Annotated in this window: 12 protein-coding genes; 7 read left to right on the top strand and 5 right to left on the bottom strand. The window is 71.9% G+C overall.

All coding sequences use genetic code 11. The features are described 5' to 3' along the window. Positions 1 to 23 precede the first annotated feature (23 nt). Positions 24 to 1,238 carry a S8 family peptidase gene (locus tag AB0M70_RS17180; RefSeq protein WP_365820798.1) on the top strand — a complete coding sequence of 405 codons (1,215 nt, stop codon included), beginning with the start codon at positions 24 to 26 and terminating at the stop codon, positions 1,236 to 1,238. 166 nt (positions 1,239 to 1,404) lie between these two features. Beyond that, positions 1,405 to 2,418: a LacI family DNA-binding transcriptional regulator gene (locus AB0M70_RS17175; RefSeq protein WP_365820797.1), complete on the top strand. Its 1,014-nt coding sequence runs from the start codon at positions 1,405 to 1,407 to the stop codon at positions 2,416 to 2,418. Between the two features lie 191 nt (positions 2,419 to 2,609). Here AB0M70_RS17175 and AB0M70_RS17170 read toward each other — a convergent pair whose 3' ends face one another. The 4 genes from AB0M70_RS17170 to AB0M70_RS17155 form a co-directional block, all read right to left on the bottom strand. Next, positions 2,610 to 3,899: an MFS transporter gene (locus tag AB0M70_RS17170; RefSeq protein WP_365820796.1), complete on the bottom strand. Its 1,290-nt coding sequence runs from the start codon at positions 3,897 to 3,899 to the stop codon at positions 2,610 to 2,612. Continuing rightward, positions 3,899 to 5,356: a citrate:proton symporter gene (locus AB0M70_RS17165; protein WP_365820795.1), complete on the bottom strand. Its 1,458-nt coding sequence runs from the start codon at positions 5,354 to 5,356 to the stop codon at positions 3,899 to 3,901. Before AB0M70_RS17165 ends, AB0M70_RS17170 begins: the two co-directional genes overlap by 1 nt. 121 nt (positions 5,357 to 5,477) lie before the next feature. Continuing rightward, the gene (locus tag AB0M70_RS17160; protein WP_365820794.1) at positions 5,478 to 7,751 is read right to left on the bottom strand and encodes a molybdopterin-dependent oxidoreductase; all 2,274 of its coding nucleotides are present in this window, start codon (positions 7,749 to 7,751) and stop codon (positions 5,478 to 5,480) included. A 90-nt stretch (positions 7,752 to 7,841) separates the two neighbouring features. Further along, positions 7,842 to 8,474 carry a TetR/AcrR family transcriptional regulator gene (locus tag AB0M70_RS17155; protein ID WP_365820793.1) on the bottom strand — a complete coding sequence of 211 codons (633 nt, stop codon included), beginning with the start codon at positions 8,472 to 8,474 and terminating at the stop codon, positions 7,842 to 7,844. 101 nt (positions 8,475 to 8,575) lie between these two features. Here AB0M70_RS17155 and hmgA point away from each other — a divergent pair, with 101 nt between their 5' ends. Genes hmgA through AB0M70_RS17140 form a run of 3 tightly spaced genes read left to right on the top strand, consistent with a single transcriptional unit; the run spans position 8,576 to position 11,930 of the window. After that, on the top strand, positions 8,576 to 9,922 hold the full coding sequence (hmgA, locus tag AB0M70_RS17150) for a homogentisate 1,2-dioxygenase (RefSeq protein WP_365820792.1): 1,347 nt from the start codon (positions 8,576 to 8,578) through the stop codon (positions 9,920 to 9,922). A gap of 34 nt (positions 9,923 to 9,956) precedes the next feature. Continuing rightward, entirely contained in the window at positions 9,957 to 10,706 is a 750-nt protein-coding gene (locus tag AB0M70_RS17145; protein ID WP_365820791.1) for a GntR family transcriptional regulator, read from the top strand. Positions 10,707 to 10,721: 15 nt separating this feature from the next. Continuing rightward, positions 10,722 to 11,930, top strand: coding sequence for a type ISP restriction/modification enzyme (locus tag AB0M70_RS17140; RefSeq protein ID WP_365820790.1), 1,209 nt, complete (start codon positions 10,722 to 10,724; stop codon positions 11,928 to 11,930). A 12-nt stretch (positions 11,931 to 11,942) separates the two neighbouring features. Here the strand turns inward: AB0M70_RS17140 and AB0M70_RS17135 are convergent, their stop codons facing one another. Then, the gene (locus tag AB0M70_RS17135; RefSeq protein ID WP_365820789.1) at positions 11,943 to 13,334 is read right to left on the bottom strand and encodes an MFS transporter; all 1,392 of its coding nucleotides are present in this window, start codon (positions 13,332 to 13,334) and stop codon (positions 11,943 to 11,945) included. Positions 13,335 to 13,569: 235 nt separating this feature from the next. Between AB0M70_RS17135 and AB0M70_RS17130 the strand changes: the two genes are divergently transcribed. Then, a complete protein-coding gene (locus AB0M70_RS17130) occupies positions 13,570 to 14,553 on the top strand; it encodes a zinc-binding dehydrogenase (protein ID WP_365820788.1) in 984 nt (327 codons plus the stop codon). Continuing rightward, positions 14,550 to 15,497 (top strand): NADP-dependent oxidoreductase, encoded by a 948-nt coding sequence (locus AB0M70_RS17125; RefSeq protein WP_365820787.1) that lies wholly within the window; start codon positions 14,550 to 14,552, stop codon positions 15,495 to 15,497. The genes AB0M70_RS17130 and AB0M70_RS17125 overlap by 4 nt, the downstream gene beginning before the upstream one ends. The last annotated feature ends 250 nt before the right edge of the window (positions 15,498 to 15,747 follow it).

Raw genomic sequence — 15,747 nt, 5'->3', positions numbered from 1 at the left:
CCTATGAGGAGGACTCCCTCGTAATGGCAATGCTGCGCAGCAAGAAGACCGTGATCGCCGCGGCGATCTCGACCGCCACCGCCGCCACTCTGTTCGGTGCGGCCACCGCCCTCCCGGCCCAGGCCGCTCCCGCCGAGGGCACCGTGATCGGGGCCGGTTCGGCCGACGCCGTCAAGGGCAGCTACATCGTCACGCTGAAGAAGAGCTCGGGCTTCAAGGCCGCCTCGACCCAGGGCAAGGGCCTGATATCCGAGTACGGCGGGTCGGTGAAGAAGACCTTCAGGTCCGCGCTCGACGGATACACCGTCGAACTGAGCGCGGCGGAGGCGAGACGCCTCGCCGCCGACCCCGCGGTCGCCTCGGTCGAGCAGAACCGCACCGTCCGGGCCGACGCGACCCAGACCAACGCCCCCTGGGGCCTGGACCGCATCGACCAGACGAGCCTGCCGCTCTCCGGGACGTACACCTACCCGGACACCGCGGGTTCGGGCGTCACCGCGTACGTGATCGACACCGGCGTACGCATCACGCACTCCGAGATCAGCGGGCGCGCGGTGAACGGCTACGACGCCGTGGACGGCGACTCCACCGCCCAGGACGGCAACGGCCACGGCACGCACGTGGCCACCACCATCGCGGGCAAGACGTACGGCGTCGCCAAGAAGGCCAAGATCGTGGCCGTCCGCGTGCTCGACAACAACGGCTCCGGCACGACCGCCGGTGTCATCGCGGGCATCGACTGGGTGACCAGCAACCACGCGGCGGGCGCCCCCGCCGTGGCCAACATGTCGCTCGGCGGCGGCGCGTCCACCACCCTCGACAACGCGGTGAAGAACTCCATCGCCGACGGTGTCAGCTACGCGGTCGCCGCGGGCAACGAGGGCGTCAACGCCTCCTCGTCTTCCCCGGCGCGGGTCCCCGCGGCCATCACGGTGGGCGCCACCAGCAACACGGACGCCAAGGCCAGCTGGTCCAACTACGGCTCGGTCCTGGACATCTTCGCGCCGGGCGTCTCGATCAAGGCGGGCTGGAACACCGGCGACACGGCCACGAACACCATCTCCGGCACGTCGATGGCCACCCCGCACGTCGCGGGCGCCGCGGCGATCTACCTGGCGGGCCACACCTCGGCCACGCCCGCCCAGGTCTCGTCCGCGCTGGTGAACGGAGCCACCACGGGCAAGGTCACGAGCCCGGGCAGCGGCTCGCCGAACAGGCTGCTGAAGATCGTCCAGTAGTCACCGGGTCCTACCCGAGCAGTACCCGTTCCCCGGAGGCAGCCGGCGCCTCCGGGGAACATCCGCATGTCAGCTCCTCGGCGGCTCTCTCCTCTAGGCTTCACCTCAACTCCGGTGCTCCGGAAGACTTCTGCAAGGTTTCGACGGAGTGAGACGGAGGTGCGAAGTGAGCCGGTCGAAGAGCAAGGTGACCATCACGGAGATAGCCCGGCAGGCGGGCGTCTCGGTGCCGACGGTGTCACGGGTGGTCAACGGCAGGTCGGACGTCTCCCAGGACACCCGCGCGCGCATCGAGGACCTGCTGCGCGAGCACGGTTACGAACGGCGGGCGAGCGCGCCAGGCAACCGTGCCGCCCTGGTCGACCTGGTCTTCAACGACCTCGACAGCCCCTGGGCCGTGGAGATCATCCGCGGCGTGGAGGAAGTGGCCCACGCGGCAGGCGCGGGCACGGTCGTCTCCGCGATCCACGGGGCATCGGGCTCGGCCCGCCAGTGGATGCAGAATCTGCGGGCCCGCGCGTCGGACGGCGTGATCCTGGTGACCTCCGTCCTGGAACCGACGCTCCACGACGAGCTGCGGCGGCTCGGCGTACCACTCGTCGTGATCGACCCGGCGGGATCGCCCGCCCTGGACGCACCGACCGTGGGCGCCACCAACTGGGCCGGAGGGATGGCCGCGACGGAGCATCTGCTCTCCCTGGGCCACCGCAGGATCGGCTTCATCGCGGGGCCGCCGCGGCTCCTGTGCTCCCGGGCCAGGCTCGACGGCTACCGGGCGGCCCTGGAGAGCGCGGGCGTGCCGGTCGACGACGCGCTGATCGTGCCCGGCGACTTCTACCACGCGTCCGGGTTCGCCGGGGCGGGTGAACTGCTCGGCCTCGCCGAGCCGCCGACCGCGCTCTTCGCCGCGAGCGATCAGATGGCGCTGGGCGCGATCGAGGCTCTGCGGCGGCGTGGCCTGCGGGTTCCCGAGGACCTCAGCGTGGTGGGCTTCGACGATCTGCCGGAGGTGAGCTGGTCGGCTCCGCCCCTGACGACCGTGCGCCAGCCGCTGTCCGACATGGGGAAACTGGCGGCCCGTACGGTGCTTCGGCTCGCGCTCGGCGAGGAGCCCGCCTCGCCCCGCGTCGAGCTGGCCACGGAGCTGGTGGTGCGGGCGAGCACCGCGGCCCGCTTCTGAGCCCCGCCCTCACGTCTGAGCCCCGCCCTCACGTCCGGACGCCGCCCGTAACTTCCGTGCGCATCGACCGATACTTTTCGGAACACTTCCGGAAAAGCGCTGCGATGCCTACCCCTCACCGCCAATCACCGGCTCCGCCGAGCTCGTCCTCAAACGCCGGACGGGCTGACATACCCGGCGCCGCGATGTTGTCAGCCCCTCCGGCGTTTGAGGAGCGGGGTCTGGGGCGGAGCCCCCTCCGCGGCGGAGCCGCTGATGTCACTGCCGGGGAGGGGTGGGGTTGGGGAAGGCCCCGCAGGGCTCCGCCTCAACCCCAGCCCCGCAGCCACCAGCAAGAGCCCACCCAGCATCACGAACGGCGCCGCCACCCCCGCCACCCCAGCAATCAGCCCCGCCCCAGCAGGAGCAGCAACCTGGCCGAGCCGGTTACCGGTGAGCCGCAAGGCCAACGCAGTAGACCGCGCCCCATCCGGCGCCGCCTGCACCACAGTCGTCATCGACAACGGCTGCCCCACCCCGAGACAGAACCCCAGCAACACCAGCATCACCCCCAGCCCCCACACAGGCACCGGCAGCGCAACCCCCGCGCACAGCAAGGCAGCCAGCAGGCACGTGACGACTATCAGCGCCGTACGCCCTAGCAGATTGATCAGCGGCGTCATCACGAGGCGGCAGGCGATCGTCGCGGCGGCCCGCAGCGAAAGCAGCACCCCCACCGTCGCGGGCGCGATGCCCCGGTGCTCACCGACCACCGGCAGATAGGCCGTGAGGATGTCCGTGGCGGAGAGCACCGCGAGGCTGATGAAGATCCCGGCCGGAACACCCCGGGTGCGCAGGATGCCGAACACCGGGACCTTGTCGCCCCGCTTCGGCGAAGCCCCGCCGGAACGGACGTGCTCGATGCGCCACAGCGAGGCGAACGAGACCGCGGCCACCCCACCCGACACCAAGAGGGCGAACGCACTCGTACGCCCCATGTCCCCGCCGATCAAGGCCCCCGCGGCAATCGGCCCGATCAGCTGCCCCAGCGAGGCCCCGATCGTGAAGTGCCCGAAGTTGCGGTCCTGTTCGTCGGGTGCGGACTGCCGGGCGACGATCGACTGGGCGCCGATCACGAAGCACAGGTGCCCGAGCCCCATCACACCGCTCCAGGCGGCGAGCGGGCCGAGCGACCCCGCCGTACCGCTGAGCGCGCACCCTCCGGCGATGAGCACGACGCCGATCGGAAGGAGCGGCGCGCACCGCCCGTGGTCCGTCCTGCGCCCGAGCGGTACGGCGGCGAAGAGCGGGAGCAGGGCGTACACACCGGCGATGACACCGATCGCCCGCTCGTCGGCGCCAAGGGAGAGCGCCCGGTAGGAGACGGCCGGACGCGCCATCGACACCGCCCCCTGCGCGAAGGCGAAGGCGATGACGAGGCGCAGCAACCAGGCCCGGCCCGGTGGCGACGACACCACCGGTGCCACCGGTGTCCATGGCATCAGATGATGCCGAAGAGGATGCCGGAGCCGAGCACCACGAGCGAGGTGAGCACGGCCCATTTGACGGTGAACTTGGTGTGGTCGCCGAACTCGACCTTGGCCATGCCGACGAGGACGTACACGGCGGGGACCAGCGGGCTCGACATGTGCAGGGCCTGGCCGGCGATGGAGGCGCGGGCGATCTCCAGGGTGCCGACGCCGTGCGCCTGGCCCGCCTCGGCGAGGACCGGCAGGACGCCGAAGTAGAAGCCGTCGTTCGACATGAAGTAGGTGAGCGGCAGCGACAGGAGGCCGGTGACCAGGCCCATCTGCGGGCCCATGCCCTCCGGGATCGCGTCGACGAGCCACTTGGCCATGCTGTCGACCATGCCGGTGCCCTGGAGGACGCCGGTGAAGACGGCGGCCGCGAAGACCATGCCGGTGACGTTGAGGACGTTCTCGGCGTGGGCGCCGATACGGGCCTTCTGGTCGGGCATGTGCGGGAAGTTGACCGTCAGGGCGAGCGCGGCGCCGAGCAGGAAGAGGACCGGGATCGGCAGCCACTCCATGATCATGGCGGTGAGCAGGACCACGGTGAGACCGGCGTTGAACCAGTAGAGCTTGGGGCGCAGGGTGGAGCGGTTCGGGTCGAGCCCCTGGAAGCCGTCGTCCTCCTCGGCGTCGTCAGAGGCGCCGGCACCGCCGGAAGCGGAAGCGTCCGTACCCGAGCCTGCTCCCCCGGTGGCCTTCTTGATGAGCGACATGCGCCCGTCGCCGCCCGCACCGGCACCGGCACCGGCACCGGCACCCACCAGAACCGTCTCGCCCGCCGTCTCCTTCTCCAGGACCTCGTCCAGGGAGAGCATGCCGAGCCGCTTGCGCTCCCGCAGACCCAGTGCGTAGGCGAGCAGGAAGACGCAGACGAGGCCCATGGCGAGCGCCGGGATCATCGGCACGAAGATGTCGGCGGCGTCCACCTTGAGGGCGGTCGCGGCGCGGGCCGTCGGGCCGCCCCAGGGCAGGGTGTTCATGACGCCGTTGGCGGTGGCCGCGACACCCGTCATGACGACGAGGCTCATCTTGAGGCGTTTGTAGAGCGGATACATCGCCGAGACCGTGATCATGAAGGTCGTCGAGCCGTCGCCGTCGAGCGAGACGATCGCGGCGAGCAGCGCGGTGCCGACCACGATGCGCACCGGGTCCGCCTTGCAGAAGCGCAGGATGCCCCGGACGATCGGGTCGAACAGGCCGACGTCGATCATGACGCCGAAGTACACGATGGCGAACATGAGCATGGCCGCCGTGGGCGCCAGATTCCCGACGCCTTCGAGGACGTAGTCCCCGAGATGGGCTCCCTTTCCTACGAACACGCAGAAGAGCGCGGGGATCAGCACCAGTGCCGCGATCGGCGACATCTTCTTCATCATGATCAGCACCAGGAAGGTGGCGATCATGACGAATCCGAGGATTGTCAGCATGGGGGCTACCTAACGTTCACCATCGAACTCCCACCAGGTCTGGCGGTCCGGTTGACGTTAGGACCCGTTCAGATCTGTTAACAAGATGTTGACGTGTGAGCAATAAGCGCAAAACTCCTGGTCAACGACTTGCTGCCGGAACGCCGTCCGGCACGAGGGCGGTGACGGTCACCGGGAAGCCGTTGAGTACGGACGTCCCGGAGAGCGGGTCGAGGAGGGTGCCGTCCAGAAGCTGGTTCACATTGGCCCCCGGGTTCTCGGCGGCGACGGCCAGGCGGGTGCCGGGGCGGTCGTGGCCCCAGCCGTGCGGCAGGCTGACCACTCCGGGGCGCACGGCGTCCGTCACCTCCACGGGGACGGTGAGCGAGCCTCCGGCGGCCTTCACGCGTGCGTGGCCGCCGTTCTCCACGCCGAGACGGGCCGCGTCGTCGGGGTGGACGTGCAGGGTGCAGCGGTTGGAGCCGCCGGTGAGGCTGCGCACGTTGTGCATCCAGCTGTTGTTGGAGCGCAGATGGCGGCGGCCCACCAGGACGAGCTCGTCCGGGGCGGCGTGCAACGCGTTCGTCAGGCGCGGCAGGTCGTCCGCGATCGGGGCGGGGAAGAGCTCCACCCGGCCGCTGCGTGTCCTGAGCACCTGCGGGAGGCGGGGCTGCAGCGGTCCGAGGTCGATGCCGTGCGGGTGGGCGAGCAGCCGGTCCAAGGTCAGGCCGTCGGCGCGGGCGCCGAATCCGTCGCCGTAGGGGCCGAGGCGCAGCATCAGGTCGAGCCGCCGCTCGGGGCCACTCTCGCCGGTGAGGAGGGCGGCCAGCTCCTCGGGGTCACGGCCGTGCACGGCGGAGTGCGGCTCGGTGACGGCCTTGCCGATGGCCTTGTCGACGACCATCGTGTCGACGGCCGCCGGATCGGCGCCGTGCATCCCCCCGGCGGCGAGCACGAGCCGGGCCAGGATCTCGGTCTCCGCCATCCTGCCGTGCGCCAGGGGCAGCGCGGCGCGGGTGTAACGGACCTGGTTGCGTACGGCGAATCCGTTGAAGGCGAAGTCGAAGTGCGGGCTCTGGGAGGGCGGGGGCGGCGGCAGCACGACGTGGGCGTGGCGGGAGGTCTCGTTCAGGTACGGGTCGACGCTGACCATGAAGTCGAGCGAGGCCAGGGCCTTGTCGAGGCGATCGCCGTCGGGTGCCGAGAGGACGGGGTTGGCCGCGACGGCGACGACCGCGCGGATGCGCTCGTCGCCGGGGGTGTCGATCTCCTCGGCGAGCGCGGCGATGGGCAGTTCACCCTTGGCCTCGGGGTGGCCGCTCACGCGGCTGTGCCAGCGGCCGAGCGCGAAGCCCTTGCCGGGGCCCGCCGGGCGGGGTGCGCGGTCGGTGGCCGAGAGCGGGAAGAGGGCGCCGCCGGGCCGGTCGAGGTTGCCGGTGAGCACGTTCAGGACGTCGACCAGCCAGTTGGTGAGCGTGCCGTGGGCGACGGTGCTGGCGCCGACGCGGGCGTAGACGGCGGCGGTGGGCGCGGCGGCCAGGTCGCGGGCGAGGGTGCGGATGGTGTCGGCGGGCACGTCGCAGGCCGCGGAGACGGCGTCGGGGGTGAGGTGGCCCACGGCCTCGCGCACCTCCTCGACGCCTTCCACCTGGTCTTCGAGCACCCCGAGGGCGGTGAGTTCCTCCGCGAAGAGCACCTGGACCATGGCGGCGAGCAGCAGCGCGTCCGTGCCGGGGCGGATCGCCAGGTGCCGGTCGGCGAGTTTGGCGGTGCGGGTGCGGCGGGGGTCGACGACGGTGAGCGTGCCGCCTCGCGCGCGCAGTGCCTTCAGCTTCCCCGGGAAGTCGGGGGCGGTGCACAGGCTGCCGTTGGAGTCCAGGGGGTTGGCGCCGAGCAGGAGCAGATGGTCGGTGCGGTCCAGGTCGGGCACGGGGATGGCGAACGCGTCGCCGAAGAGGAGTCCGCTGGACACGTGCTTGGGCATCTGGTCGACGGTGCTCGCGGTGAAGATGTTGCGGGTGCCGAGCGCGCCGAGCAGCACGGGCGGGTAGAGGCCGCCGGCCATGGTGTGCACGTTCGGGTTGCCGAGCACCACGCCGACCGCCTGCGGCCCGTGCCGCTCGATCAGAGGGCGAAGCCCGGCGGCGACGGCGTCGAAGGCCTCGTCCCAGCTCGCCTCGTGGAGTACGCCGTCCTTGCGTACGAGGGGGCCCTTCAGGCGGTCGGGATCGGAGTCGGCCTCTGGGAAGGAGGCGCCTTTGGGGCAGATGAAGCCGTGGCTGAACACGTCGTCCCGGTCCCCGCGCGCTCCGGTCACCCGCGCGGCGTCGGTGCCGTCAGAGGGTCCTTCGATGGTGAGCGTGAGCCCGCAGGTGGCTTCGCAGAGGGGGCAGATACGCAGGGCTGTGCTGGGCATGGAGACCCTCCAGGGCGGCGGCTACGGCGCACGTGCGCTCTCACCATACCGACCGGTATGCATGGCGTCAGGGCCCCGCGGCGATCCGGTTCAGTCCAGTGAACCCGCGAAGTAGGAGTGCAGCAGGGTCCGCGTCTCGTCGATCAGGTCGGCATCGCCCGACGGAGCGGCGCGAAAGGCGAGTTGGAGCACCGCGTCCACGGCTTCGACGCCGACGAGCACGATGCGGCGCAGCTTCTCGTCCAGCGGCCGGTCCAAGTGGTCGGCGAGCAGCCCCGCCACCCGCTCGGCGACGTCCGAGTTGGCGTCGGGCATCACGCCGGGGGCCGAGGGGACGCCGAAGTCGACCAGGCCGAAGCCGGGGACGCTGCGCTTCATGGCGAGGTACTCGTCGAAGGCCGCGTCGACCGCGCCGCGCCAGTCACCGCGCTCGACCCCGGCCATGCGCGCCGCCACACGCTCTCCGTAGGCGTCGAGGTTGCGGTGGGCCAGGGCGTCGGCCATGGCGCGCTTGTTGCCGAAGAAGCGGTAGACCGAGCCGATCGGGACGCCGGCCCGGGTGGCGACGGCGCGGGTGCTCAGGTCCTCGTAGCCGACCTCGTCGAGAAGTGCGGCGCACGCGTCGAGGATGCGGGTCAGGCGCTCGGCGCTGCGCTCCTGCACGGGCACGCGGCGCAGGGTCTTCGGGGGCGGCGGGGGCTTTGGCTGATCACGGTGGGACATTCCCGGGAGAGTAGAGCAATGTTCACATCCATGGACCCCCTTGCGGAAGGAAAACGTGAATCCTACGGTGTCCCATAGGAATCGTTGACGAGGGAGCGATGATGAGCCGGGAACACACCAGCGACGCCAGCCGTGGAGACGGGAACGACCCGCGCAAGACGGCCGAGGCACTGACGTACCTCTCCGGCTTCGGCAACGAACACAGCTCCGAAGCGGTGCCCGGCGCCCTGCCGCACGGCCGGAACTCGCCCCAGCGCGCCCCCCTCGGCCTGTACGCGGAGCAGCTGAGCGGCACCGCCTTCACCGAGCCCCGCGCGCACAACCGCCGCTCCTGGCTCTACCGCATCCGCCCCTCGGCCGCGCACCCGGCGTTCACCCGCGTGGACAACGGCGCCCTGCGGACGGCGCCCTTCACCGAGACGCCCGACCCCAACCGCCTGCGCTGGAACCCCCTCCCCGAGCCCGCCCCCGGCACGGACTTCCTCGCGGGCCTGTGGACGCTGGGCGGCAATGGAGACGCCACCCAGCGCACCGGCATGGCCGTGCACCTCTACCACGCCAACTCCTCCATGCGGGACCGGGTGTTCAGCGACTCGGACGGCGAGCTGCTCGTCGTACCCGAGCAGGGCGGCCTGCTCCTGCGCACCGAGTTCGGCCTGCTGCGCGCCGAGCCGGGCGAGGTGGCGCTCATCCCGCGCGGGGTGCGCTTTCGCGTGGAGCTCCTCGACCACACCGCGCGCGGCTACGTGTGCGAGAACTACGGCGCCGCCTTCCAGCTCCCCGACCTGGGCCCGATCGGCGCGAACGGCCTCGCGAACGCACGGGACTTCCGGGCCCCGGTCGCGGCGTACGAGGACGAGGACCGCCCGGTGGAGGTCGTGAACAAGTTCTGCGGCAACCTGTGGCAGGCCACCTACGACCACTCGCCGCTCGACGTCGTCGCCTGGCACGGCAACCACGTGCCGTACGTGTACGACCTGCGCCGCTTCAACGTCATCGGCACCATCAGCTACGACCACCCGGACCCGTCGATCTTCACGGTCCTCACCTCGCCGTCGGACACCCCGGGCCTCGCGGGCGTCGACTTCGTGGTCTTCGCGCCGCGCTGGCTGGTCGGCGAGAACACCTTCCGGCCGCCGTACTTCCACCGGAACGTGATGAGCGAGTACATGGGCCTGATCGAGGGCGCGTACGACGCGAAGGCGGAGGGATTCGTGCCCGGCGGCGGCTCCCTGCACAACATGATGTCGGCGCACGGCCCCGACCGCGACACCTTCGAGAAGGCCTCGGCCGCCGAGCTGAAGCCACAGAAGATCGACGACGGGCTTGCCTTCATGTTCGAGACGCGCTGGCCGGTGACGGCGACCGAACAGGCAGCTCAGGCCACCCATCTGCAGCGCGGATACGACGATGTGTGGGAGGGTCTGGAGCGCCATTTTCGAAACTGATCGGCACCTGATCGGCAACTGATTCGGAGAGACCGTGACCGCTTTCGCCCCGGACTCGATCGTCCTGAATCGCAAGCTGCCGCTCTGGTATCAGGTGTCGCAGTCCCTGCGCGCCTCGATACTCGGCCGTACTCCCGATGCCCCGCTCCGGCTGCCCACCGAGGAGCAGCTGGCGGGGCACTACGGCGTGAGCGTCCTGACCATGCGCCAGGCGCTCAAGGAGCTGGAGGACGAGGGCCTGATCACCCGGCACCGGCGGCGCGGCACGTTCATCGAGCCCAGCGCCCGGCGCGGCTCCCCGGTCCGGCTGCTCGGCTCGGTCGACGCGATCGTGGCCCAGCAGTCGGGCATGAGCACGCACCTGCTCGCGCACGGCACGTCACCGGTCTCCGGCGAACTCGCCGAGCACTTCCCCGACCTGACCGAGGTGGCGACGTACCACCGGCTGCGCAGCGACGACGAGACGGGCGAGCCGACCAATCACGCCCATAACTACATACGTCCCGAACTGGCCGACCGTGTCGACCTCGACGACCTGACGCGCTGGCCCATGACGAAGGTGCTTCGCGATGTCGTGGGAGTCCGCATCAGCCGCATCACCGACACCGTCGAGGCCACACTCGCCGACCCGGAGACGGCCCGCCTCCTCGAAGTGCCGCTGCTCAGCCCGATCCTGCACTACACGGGCATCACGTACGACGAGGACGGCCGCGCCCTGGACGTGGCGCGCATCCACTACCGCGGGGACCGCTTCTCCTTCACGGTCACCCTCGACGCGACGTAAGGGTCTCGACGTACGATGCCGGGCGTGACGCACGACGAAGCGCCGCTGCTCGCGGACCTCATGCCGTGGTCCGTCGCACCGCTCCGGCCGGGCCGCGGGTGGCCGATGGGACCGGACGCCGCATCCCTCAGAGCCCGTTGGGCCGCGTTCGTGCGGGCGGGCACGGCGGAGCGCGAGAAACTCCTCTCCCCTTCGCGCTCGCGCACCCTGCACACCGCGGTCGCCCAACTCCCGGGCCACCCGGGCGGCACGGTCCCCCTGGCCGCCGAGTCCGGCCCCTGCCCCGAGCCGGTGCGGGTGTTGCACGGCCCCTTCGACGAGCAGTGGCTCATCCCGGACCACCGGCTCATCGACACCGCGCGCCCCGAGCTCTGGCGGGTCGCCGGCGAGGGTCAGCTGTTCCTCGTCGAGCAGGGGCACGTCACCGGGTCCACGGGCCCCGCGGTCCTGGCCTCCGCCGTACTGCCGGACGGGCGCTCCCCCGCCGGACGGCCGGGGCGCATCCGCCCGCTGTTCCGCCGCCCCGGCGGCGACGAACCCAATGCGGCGCCCGGCCTCCTCGCCCACCTCTCCACGGCACTCGGCACGGACGTCGGCGCCGGTGACCTCCTCGCCTGGACGCTGGCCGTCGCGCAAGCCTCACCGGCCGGCTGCCGGGTGCCGCTGACGTCCGACGCCGGGCTCTGGGCGCTAGGCACGGAACTGGGGCGCCGCATGCTCGCGCTCCAGGCCCGCGGTGACGGCGCGCGGCCGAAGCTTCCCGGTGGCCGTCGGCCCTACGTCCGGGCGCCCCTGCCCGCCCGCCCCGCCGAGGTCGCGTACGACGCCGAGGAGGAGGCCCTGTGCGTGGACGCGGGCCGCATCTCGCCGGTGCCGCGGGAGGCGTGGGACTTCGAGGTGAGCGGCGTGCGTGTCCTTGAGCTGTGGTGCGCACGGCGTACGGAGACGGGTGAGGCGGGCTCCCTCGAGGCGATCCGTCCGAAGGAGTGGCCCCAGACCTGGACGTCCGAGCTCCTGGAGCTGATCACGGCACTCGCCCTGCTCGCGGAACTCCGCCCGCTCCAGGAGGAGTTGGCCCGTTCGCTCACGTCGGCAGGCCCCGGCATCTCCACGGACGTGCTGCACCGGGCGGGCGTTCTCCCCGTCCCCGAGGCGGCCCGCCGCCCGGCATCGGTCCTCGATCACCACGAGGAAGGACCGGGCGGCCAGTTCGCCCTCATCTGAAGCCGACCCGGGTCACGTGGCCCGAGTCTCGCGGGAGCCCTTGCCGGAGGCGAGCAACGCCACCAGGCCGGCCACCTGCAGCAGGGTCAGGGTGGCGACCCCGACCCGGAAGCCGTCCGCCCCTCCGCCGCCCAGGCCGTACGCGAGGGCCGCTGCCGCCGGGCCGACGGTGAAGCCGAGGGTGCGGAACGTGTTGCCGACCCCGCCGCTCGTGCCCACCAGGTCGGGGGGTGCGGCGGCCAGGATCGAGGCGTTCACCGGAGTGCCGAACAGCGCCTGCCCCACGCCGATCACGGCCAGCCGCCAGCCGATGTCGAACAAGCCCGAGCCGGGTCCGAGCGTCAGCATGCTCAGCAGGCCGCCGATGACCAGGAGCAGACCGGCGGCCCCGAGGATTCTGCCGGGCAGCCGGTCGGTGAGCTGACCGCTGAGCGGCGAGACCACGGCCACGGCGCCGATGAAGAAGACCATCGCGAGGCCGGTCATGGCGGCGCTCCCGTGCAGGACGTCGGCGACGTAGAACGGCAGCAGGAAGTAGGAGAGCCCCACGAACGTGCCGGTCAGCAGGAGCGAGAGGACCGGAAGCCCGATGGCCCTGCGCCGCAGCAGGCCGATCACCGGGCGCGCCGAGCGCAGCCGCGTCCACCACAGCGCGAGCGCGGCCGCGGCCACCGCGAACAGCGCCGCGACGACCGGCCGTTCGGCCTCCACCCGGTCGAAGGCGACCAGAAGCGCGGTCACCGAGCCGCCCAGGACCAGGCCGTCCCCCACCAGGGACCGGTCGGGCCGGGAGAGCCCGCCGCCGGTGGACGGGATGTGCCGCGCCCCCAGCCAGATCACGAGGATCAGGACCGGCACCTTCATCAGCATCACGGGCCGCCAGCCGTACGCGTCCGCGACGATCCCCCCGAGGGACGAGCCGCCCATCGAGCCGATCGGCATGATCGTGGCGATGTAGCCCATCGCGCGGCCCCGCTGCTCCGGTCGTACGACGGCCGCGACCACCGGCAGGTAGACCGCGACGGCCAGCGCGCCCGCGACGCCCTGGAGGACGCGGGCGGCGAGCAGCACGGGGAGGTTCGGCGCGGCGGCCGCGAGGACGCTGGTGAGGCCGATCGCCGGGACGGAGAAGAGGAACACCGCGCGGAGGTCGACACGGTCGGTCCACCGCCCTGCGGGGATCGCGAGGGCGGCCGTCGGCAGGGCGTAGGCGAGGAGCACCCACTGGGTCGCGGAGGTCCCGACACCGAGGTCGGCGCCGATCGCGGGCAGCGTCACGGAGGAGAGGCTCAGCTCCAGGGTGACCATCAGCATGGCGAGCGCCATGACGGCGACCGGCGTCCAGCGGGTCTCGGCGGGGGCGGTCTCGGCAGGGGGCGTGGAGTCACGGGTCGCGTGCGTCATGGGGTCGACGCTAGGAACGGGGGCGCGTGCGGCGCCTCTGTCGCACGACTGGGGTGACCGGCAGGGCCTACCCCAGTCATCACCCGGTCGCGGCCCAGTCATGGTCCCGGTCACCTGACAGAGGCCCCGGGGCCGGCCCTCTCCGTAGCTTTCTCGGTGTCGGCGAAACCCATCCGCCGCAGCATCTCCGTATCCCCGTAACTCCGTAACTCCGTACGACGAAAGCGAGTCGACCATGCGAGCGATCCGACTGCACGCCTTCGGCGGGCCCGAGAACCTGCGGTACGAGGAGGTCGCCGACCCGGAGCCAGGGCCCGGCCAGGTCCGGGTCGCGGTCAAGGCCGCGGGGGTCCACCTCTTGGACACCGCGCTCCAGAAAGGGGCGGCCGACGAACTCCCCTTCCCGATGCCGGAGCTGCCGATGACACCCGGCCGGGAGGTGGCAGGCGTGGTCGACGCCCTCGGCGAGGGAGTGGACGAGGAGTGGCTCGGCAGGCGGGTGGTGACGCATCTGGGCCTGGTCAACGCGGGCTACGCGGAGCTGGCCGTACGGGAGACGGACGCACTGTTCGCACTGCCCGACGCGCTCTCCTACGAGGCCGCGATCGCCATGGTCGGCACCGGCCGGATGGCCCTTGGCATCCTGCACGTCGCCGCGCTCGAACCGGACGACGTGGCCCTGGTGACGGCCGCGGCGGGCGGCATCGGCACGCTCCTGGTGCAGGCCGCGCGGAACGCGGGCGTGACCGTGGTGGGCGCGGCGGGAGGCCCGGCGAAGACCGCGCGGGTCCGTGAGCTCGGCGCGGACGTGGCCGTCGACTACAACGCGCCCGACTGGCCGGAGAAGGTGCGCGCGGCGCTCGGCGGCCGCGAGGTGAGCGTCGCCTTCGACAGCGTGGGCGGTGACGCGGGGCGTGCCGCGCTCGAACTCCTGGGCTTCGGAGGCCGGTTCGTGATGTACGGCTGGTCGTCGGGCGCGCCCACGGAACTGGGCACGAAGGACCTGCAGAGCAAGCTCCTGACGGCGACGTACGCGCTGGGCCCGCGGATCGCGCGGGTTCCCGGCGGCCTGCGGGGCCTCCAGGAGCGCGCACTGGAGGAGGCGGCACGCGGCACGCTCGTACCGGCGGTGACGACGTTCCCGCTGCGGGACGCGGGGGCGGCGCACGCGGCGCTGCTGGGGCGGGAGACGGTGGGAAAGGTGGTGCTGACACCGTGAGCGCTGGCACGGCAGGGACGATGCGAGCCATGGCGTTCGCGTCGCACGGCCCGGCGGAGGTGCTGCGGCCGGTCGAACTGCCCGTCCCCGAGCCCGGTCCGGGCGAGGTCCGTGTGCGGGTACGGGCGGCCGGTGTGCTGCCGTTCGACATCGGGCTGCGGAAGGGCGAGATCCGGCCGCCGGGGTTGGTGTTCCCCGCGGTGCCGGGCAATGAGTTCGCGGGCACAGTGGACGCGACAGGATCCGAGGTGACCGACTTCGGGCCGGGCGACCCGGTGCTCGGCTTCTCCTTGCTCGGCTCGTACGCGGAGTACGTCGTCGTCACGGCGGAGAACCTGGTCGCCAAGCCGGACGTGATGGAGTGGGCGGTGGCGGGCGGCTTCTCGGGCAACGCGCAGGGCGCGCACATGGCGTTGAGCGCGATGCGGGTGGGCGCGGGCGACACGGTCCTGATCAACGCGGCGGCGGGCGGACTCGGCACGCTGGCGGTGCAGTTGGCGCGGGCGTGGGGCGCGACGACGGTCATCGGCACGGCGAGCGAGGCCAACCACGACCACCTGCGGGCGCTGGGCGCCATCCCCGTGACGTACGGGGAGGGCCTGGAGGAGCGGGTGCGCGCGATCGCCCCGCAGGGGGTGGACGCGGCGCTCGACGGTGCGGGTGGGGAAGCGCTGCGAGCGTCGGCGGCGGTGGCGAAGCATCCCGACCGCGTGATCACGATGGTCGACACGGAGGAGGCCCGCCGCCTGGGCCTGCCCGAACTGACCGGCACGAGAACGGCGTCCCGCCTGGCGGAGATGACGGCCCTGTACGAGAAGGGCGCACTGCGGGTGCATATCCGCGCGCGGTACGCCTTGGAGCGGGCGGCGGACGCGCAGCGGGAGGTGGAACGGGGGCACGGCCGAGGCAAGGTAATCCTGACGGGGGAGCCTCTACCCAACTAGCCACCCCAAACTCCGGGCCCCCCTGCCCCCCTGCCCCCCTGCCCCCTGCCCCCTGCCCCCGGGTAACGGGCGGGTGGGCGGGAAAGATCCGCCGCGAAGCGAGCGGAACAGACGGCAACGAGGCAACGTGACCCAGACCGGAAAGCCCCGGGGGCCCTGGGGTAATGGGTGGGTGGGTGGGAGACATCCGCCGCGAAGCGAGCGGAACAGACGGCCACAGGCCAAAGCAGGCGCCCCGTTAAGGTCAACC

The organism is Streptomyces sp. NPDC051214, from assembly GCF_040682375.1.
Taxonomy (GTDB): Bacteria; Actinomycetota; Actinomycetes; order Streptomycetales; family Streptomycetaceae; genus Streptomyces.
Note: the sequence above shows the minus strand (reverse complement) of the source record. Positions and strands in the feature narration are given on the sequence as shown.

Coding starts and splice junctions, on each gene's coding strand:
- AB0M70_RS17160 (WP_365820794.1), bottom strand. CDS start 7,751: ATGCCCAGCACAGCCCTGCGTATCTGCCCCCTCTGCGAAGCCACCTGC.
- AB0M70_RS17140 (WP_365820790.1), top strand. CDS start 10,722: ATGCCGGGCGTGACGCACGACGAAGCGCCGCTGCTCGCGGACCTCATG.
- hmgA (WP_365820792.1), top strand. CDS start 8,576: ATGAGCCGGGAACACACCAGCGACGCCAGCCGTGGAGACGGGAACGAC.
- AB0M70_RS17180 (WP_365820798.1), top strand. CDS start 24: ATGGCAATGCTGCGCAGCAAGAAGACCGTGATCGCCGCGGCGATCTCG.
- AB0M70_RS17155 (WP_365820793.1), bottom strand. CDS start 8,474: ATGTCCCACCGTGATCAGCCAAAGCCCCCGCCGCCCCCGAAGACCCTG.
- AB0M70_RS17135 (WP_365820789.1), bottom strand. CDS start 13,334: ATGACGCACGCGACCCGTGACTCCACGCCCCCTGCCGAGACCGCCCCC.
- AB0M70_RS17165 (WP_365820795.1), bottom strand. CDS start 5,356: ATGCTGACAATCCTCGGATTCGTCATGATCGCCACCTTCCTGGTGCTG.
- AB0M70_RS17130 (WP_365820788.1), top strand. CDS start 13,570: ATGCGAGCGATCCGACTGCACGCCTTCGGCGGGCCCGAGAACCTGCGG.
- AB0M70_RS17170 (WP_365820796.1), bottom strand. CDS start 3,899: ATGCCATGGACACCGGTGGCACCGGTGGTGTCGTCGCCACCGGGCCGG.